Origin of the sequence: Nitrincola alkalisediminis (assembly GCF_009821115.1) — a bacterium.
GTDB lineage: Bacteria > Pseudomonadota > Gammaproteobacteria > Pseudomonadales > Balneatricaceae > Nitrincola > Nitrincola alkalisediminis.
This window is the reverse complement of the sequence record NZ_VYTY01000035.1, coordinates 1-585: the sequence shown is the minus strand read 5'-3', so window position 1 is coordinate 585 and position 585 is coordinate 1. Positions and strand designations below refer to the sequence as shown.

Annotated in this window: 1 protein-coding gene; it reads left to right on the top strand. The window is 45.3% G+C overall.

What is annotated here, in order from left to right:
- Positions 1–585, top strand: a 585-nt coding sequence (locus F5971_RS18340) for an IS91 family transposase (protein ID WP_193496581.1), incomplete at both ends; no start/stop codon positions are given.

Sequence of the window (585 nt, the reverse complement as noted above, 5' to 3'; positions counted from 1 at the left end):
TTGTATTTTCACTTTACCACATGAGTATCTAGCGCTATGGCGTTACAACGAGGCTTTATTTACACGATTGTTGTTTCGTGCAAGTCAGGAGTCTTTGCTAGAGCTATTGGCGGATCGAAAGTATGGAAGCATCAAGCCGGGTTTGTTGATGACACTGCATACTTGGGGGCGTCGTTTAAACCTTCATCCTCATATTCATTGTTTAGTAACCGCAGGCGGTGTCACTGGATCTAAGGAATGGAGAGCCGTTGGTGAGTATTTATTGCCAGGGAAAGTGCTCATGCAATTGTATAGAGGCAAAGTTCAAGCGTTTTTGAAGTCGGCCTTAGAGCAGGGTGAGTTAGTTTTACCACCGGGTTTCAGTGAGCACGCATTTTTTGGTCTGCGCAGAAGCTTGTTCAAAAAACCGTGGAGTGTTCGTATTGAGGAGCGATATGAGCATGGCAAAGGGGTGATGTTTTATTTAGCACGTTATTGCAGAGGTGGACCTTTAAATCCCGAGCAGCTTAAGCGTTGGTCAGGAAGTCGTGTTGAAATGAGTTATTTCGACCATCGGAAAAAGCGAGCGGCAACGCAATGGTTAGA